This window comes from Devosia sp. (assembly GCF_030689745.1).
GTDB lineage: Bacteria > Pseudomonadota > Alphaproteobacteria > Rhizobiales > Devosiaceae > Devosia > Devosia alba.
This window is the reverse complement of record NZ_JAUYGL010000041.1, coordinates 1-4,380: the sequence shown is the minus strand read 5'-3', so window position 1 is coordinate 4,380 and position 4,380 is coordinate 1. Positions and strand designations below refer to the sequence as shown.

Here is a 4,380-nt window from a genome sequence, read left to right as displayed (position 1 = left end):
ACTACAGCCATGAGGCCTGGCTCCAGGCCCGGGGCGCCCGCGTGATTGCCGGTGTCGACGAGGCGGGACGCGGCCCCCTGGCCGGTCCGGTCGTGGTGGCGGCAGTGGTGCTCGACCCGGACGCCATTCCCGCCGGGCTCAACGATTCCAAAAAGCTCAGCCAGGAGCAGCGCGAAATCCTGTTTGAGCTGGTGTTCGCTTCTGCCCTGGCGATCAGTGTGGTGGTGGCTCCGCCGTCGATCATTCTGGCGCGCAATATTCGTGGCGCGACGCTGTGGGGCATGGCCCAGGCCGCGTGCGGGCTCAGCCTGCGGCCGGACCGGGTATTGATTGATGGTCGTGACGTGCCGCTGGGCCTGCCCTGCGACGGGCTGGCGCTGATTGGCGGCGATGGTCGCAGCGTGTCGATTGCCGCCGCCTCGATTGTCGCCAAGGTGACGCGCGACCGGATGTGCGCGATCATGGATTGCGACGCGCCGGCCTTCGGCTTTGCCGGGCACAAGGGCTATGGCACCCCCCGGCACATGACGGCACTGAGCGAACATGGCCCCTGCCGGCACCATCGCGAGGCCTTTGGCCCGGTGACCCAGGCCCGGTTGCGGCTCCTGGCGGGCTAGCGGCGTAGCCGTTAACCCCCTGCTAACCCTACGCAAAAACGCTCCATTAACTCTGCGGCGCTATAACGGGCGTGTTAGTATTGCGTTAGGGTTAAGTGAATGTTGCGTACCGCGCGTATGGCTCCAGAAGCCGCTGCGGAAGAGGCTTCGCGTCTTCCGATCGATTCCATTCTGGTGGGTGATTGCATCGACCACATGAACGCTTTGCCCGCTGGCTCGGTGGATCTGGTGTTCGCGGATCCGCCATACAATCTGCAGCTCGAACAGGGCCTGACCCGGCCCGACCAGAGCAAGGTTGATGCGGTGGACGATGAGTGGGACAAGTTCGACAGCTTTGCCCACTACGACAAATTTACCCGCGCCTGGCTGAAAGCAGCGCGCCGGGTACTCAAGCCCGATGGCGCCCTGTGGGTGATCGGCAGCTATCACAATATTTTCCGGGTCGGCGCAGCGCTGCAGGATCTGGATTACTGGATGCTCAATGACGTGATCTGGCGCAAAGCCAATCCGATGCCCAATTTCCGCGGCACGCGCTTCACCAATGCGCATGAAACGCTGATCTGGGCTGCCAAGAGCCAGAAGAGCCGCGTTACCTTCAACTACGAAGCCATGAAACTGGCCAATGATGACACGCAGATGCGCAGCGATTGGCTGTTTCCGATCTGCACGGGCACCGAACGGCTCAAGAATGACGACGACGAGAAGGTGCATCCGACCCAGAAGCCGGAAGCCCTGCTGTTCCGCATTCTGAACGCGACCACCAAGCCGGGCGATGTGGTGCTCGACCCATTCTTTGGCACCGGCACCACTGGCGCTGTCGCCCGCAAGCTGGGACGCCACTTCATCGGTATCGAGCGCGAAGACAGCTATATCAATGCCGCGCTCAAGCGCATTGCAGCGATCCGGCCGGGCGTCTTCGAGGCGCTGCAGTCGGTGACGCCCAAACGCAAGGAAGTCCGCATTCCGTTCGGTTCGCTGATCGAGCAGGGATTAATCGAACCGGGCGCGCAACTCTTTGACCTGAACAAACGTTACTCTGCCATGGTTCGTGCTGACGGCTCACTCGTCTCAGGTTCCCACCAAGGTTCGATCCACAAGGTCGGGGCATTGGTTCAGGGGGCAGAGGCATGCAACGGGTGGACATTCTGGCACCACGAACAATCCGGTCGCCCGACCCCAATCGATGATCTTCGGATCGGTATCCGGGCGAAACTAGAATTGATGTCGGCCTGATTTTGACCTCCAATCATTCAGGATCCGCTTGGACCGCCGGTTTGCCCCGGCGGTCTTTTTTGTTGGTGCCACGCCACGAATTCGGTCGCAATTAAGGCAATACGACGCAATACCGAATGCTTCTGTTAACGCCCGGCAGGCACCATGGGGCCAGCAGGAGCGGGATAGAGGTTAGTGACAACACTTGTTGGCTTGAACATCGTGATCGCTGCGGTGCTTGGCGTGCTGGCGCTGCTATGCGCGGCTGCGAGCGTCACGCTGGGTCGCAATGCGACACTGGCCTGGGTGTCCGGAGCCCTGGTCAATGGCACGGTGCAGACACTGATCGTCACCTTTGGTGCCGGCACGGCAATTGAGTTCTTTTCCGCTGCGGTGCTCGCGCCGCTGGGTTTTCTGCTGGCGGGGCAGGCCATCGCGGCGCTGGTACCCGGTCTGCCCGGTCGACGCATGGTGATTGCCACCGTCGCCACGCTGTCCGCCACAGCCGTCATGCTGTGCTGGTTTGGCGCCCCCATCGCAGCACAGGCGGCAGCGTTCGAGCTGGCCTGCATCGTGGCGATGCTCGACGCCGCGTGGCGGTTGCAGCAGCGCGCATTTGGTCAATCGCACTTGCTGACTGCCCTGACCATCATGGTCTACGTGCTGGCCGGGTTCACGGTGCTGCGTCTGGCAACGCTGCCGGTGCATATCGGGGCGGACGTCACCTTCCTCAGCTTCAGCAGATCCAGCAGCGAGGCATTGTTTCTGAGTGCCGCCAGCCTGCTTACGCCCATCATCATCATCCTGCTGCTGGCGCGCGTCATCACCGCGACCATCGAGACCTTCCAGCACCAGTCTGAGCACGACAGCCTGACCGGGCTGTTCAATCGGCGCATGATGGATGCCATGACTGCTGAATACGGGCGGTCCGGCGCGGTGATCTTTTGCGACATCGACCATTTCAAGCGGGTCAACGATCTGTACGGGCATGAGGCAGGCGACCAGGTTATCCGCAGCTTTGCCCTGTTGCTGAACCATAGCGGCCATGTCGCGGGGCGCATCGGGGGCGAGGAATTCGCGCTGCTGCTACCCGGCTGCGCGGCCCAGGAGGCGGCCGATATCGCCGAGAGCATCCGCATCGCTTTCCACCAGCTCACCCACGCGACGCTGCCCGAGGATGAGCGTCTGAGTGCCAGTTTCGGGGTTGCGGTACACAAGGCCAGTGAGCCGGTCCGCAAGGCGTTCGCGCGGGCCGATTCGGCGCTTTACGCGGCCAAGGCTGCGGGGCGCAACCGCGTCGTCGTTCACAATCCCCACGGTCACGTGCCGGGCACGGGCAGCTATGGCGAGCAGCGCGCGGCGTGAAGGGCGTTGAGCCGCGCCTAGCGCCAACCACTTCCGCAAAATCATGATCACCGTCTGGAAGATGGGGTGCTTGATCCCTACATCAGGACAGGCACTTTAGTGACTGGAACGGTACGGGCGGGTCATTTGCTGCCTGCCGTTCAGGTTCTGCCCCTCGCGTCCGCGCGCCTGCCGCGCATTGACCCAGCACTTCACCACAAGGACTTCACCATGCGCGCAGCAATCTATGACCATTTCGGAAATCCCGCTGACGTTACCCAATTGCGCGATGTCGCCCAGCCGGACCCCGGCAAGGGGGAAGTGCGCATCCGCACGATCCTGTCGCCCATCCACAATCACGATCTGTGGACCACGCGCGGCAGCTATGGCTACAAGCCTGTCCTGCCGGCCATTGGCGGCACTGAGGCGGTCGGCACTATCGATGCCGTTGGTGAAGGCGTCGATGCGGCGCTGGTTGGCAAGCGCGTCACCGCAGCTGGCATTCACGGCACCTGGGCAGAGTTCTTCATCGCCCCGGCCAATGGCGTGGTTCCCCTGCCCGACGCAATTTCGGATGAAGCGGCAGCCCAGCTGATCGCCATGCCATTCAGCGCCATTTCGCTGCTCGATTTCCTGACCGTCAAGAAGGGCGACTGGATCGTCCAGACCGCCGCCAATGGCGCCGTGGGCAAGGTAATGGCCGCACTGGCGGCCGAGCGCGGCATCCACCTGGTCAATCTGGTGCGCCGGCACGAGGCGGTGCAGGCACTGGCCGATCTGGGCATGACCAATATCGTGGTGACTTCGGACGCCGACTGGATCGACCAGCTCAAGGCCATTACCGGCCCTGACGGCGCGCGTGCTGCGGTGGATTCGGTGGGCGGCGCGGTTGGCGCCGGGCTTGTCGAGGTGCTGGGCAATGAGGGCGAACTGGTGGTGTTCGGTACGGCCACTGGCGACCCCATGCCGCTCAACTCGGGCGCCATCATCTTCAAGCACATCACCATCAAGGGGTTCTGGGGCGCCAAGGTCAGCGCCGCCATGGACAATGCGAAGAAGGGCAAGCTGATCGGCGAGCTGGTGACCCTGGCCGCTCAGGGCAAACTGCCCCTGCCCGTCGGCGGCATTTTCGATCTGGCCGATGCGGCCAAGGCCATGGATGCCGCGCTGGTCCCCGGCCGCGCCGGCAAGGTCCTGCTGCGCGCCT

General features: G+C 63.3%; 4 protein-coding genes. All 4 read left to right on the top strand.

Annotation, left to right across the window (positions count from 1 at the left end):
- The coding region (locus Q8O80_RS03720) for a ribonuclease HII (protein ID WP_305577067.1) at positions 1-617 on the top strand (617 nt) is incomplete at its 5' end.
- Positions 618-734: 117 nt separating this feature from the next.
- A complete protein-coding gene (locus tag Q8O80_RS03715) occupies positions 735-1,850 on the top strand; it encodes a site-specific DNA-methyltransferase (protein ID WP_371136091.1) in 1,116 nt (371 codons plus the stop codon).
- A gap of 174 nt (positions 1,851-2,024) precedes the next feature.
- Positions 2,025-3,194: a diguanylate cyclase gene (locus Q8O80_RS03710; protein WP_305577063.1), complete on the top strand. Its 1,170-nt coding sequence runs from the start codon at positions 2,025-2,027 to the stop codon at positions 3,192-3,194.
- Between the two features lie 210 nt (positions 3,195-3,404).
- Positions 3,405-4,380, top strand: a 976-nt coding sequence (locus Q8O80_RS03705; RefSeq protein ID WP_305577061.1) for a zinc-binding dehydrogenase, incomplete at its 3' end; no start/stop codon positions are given.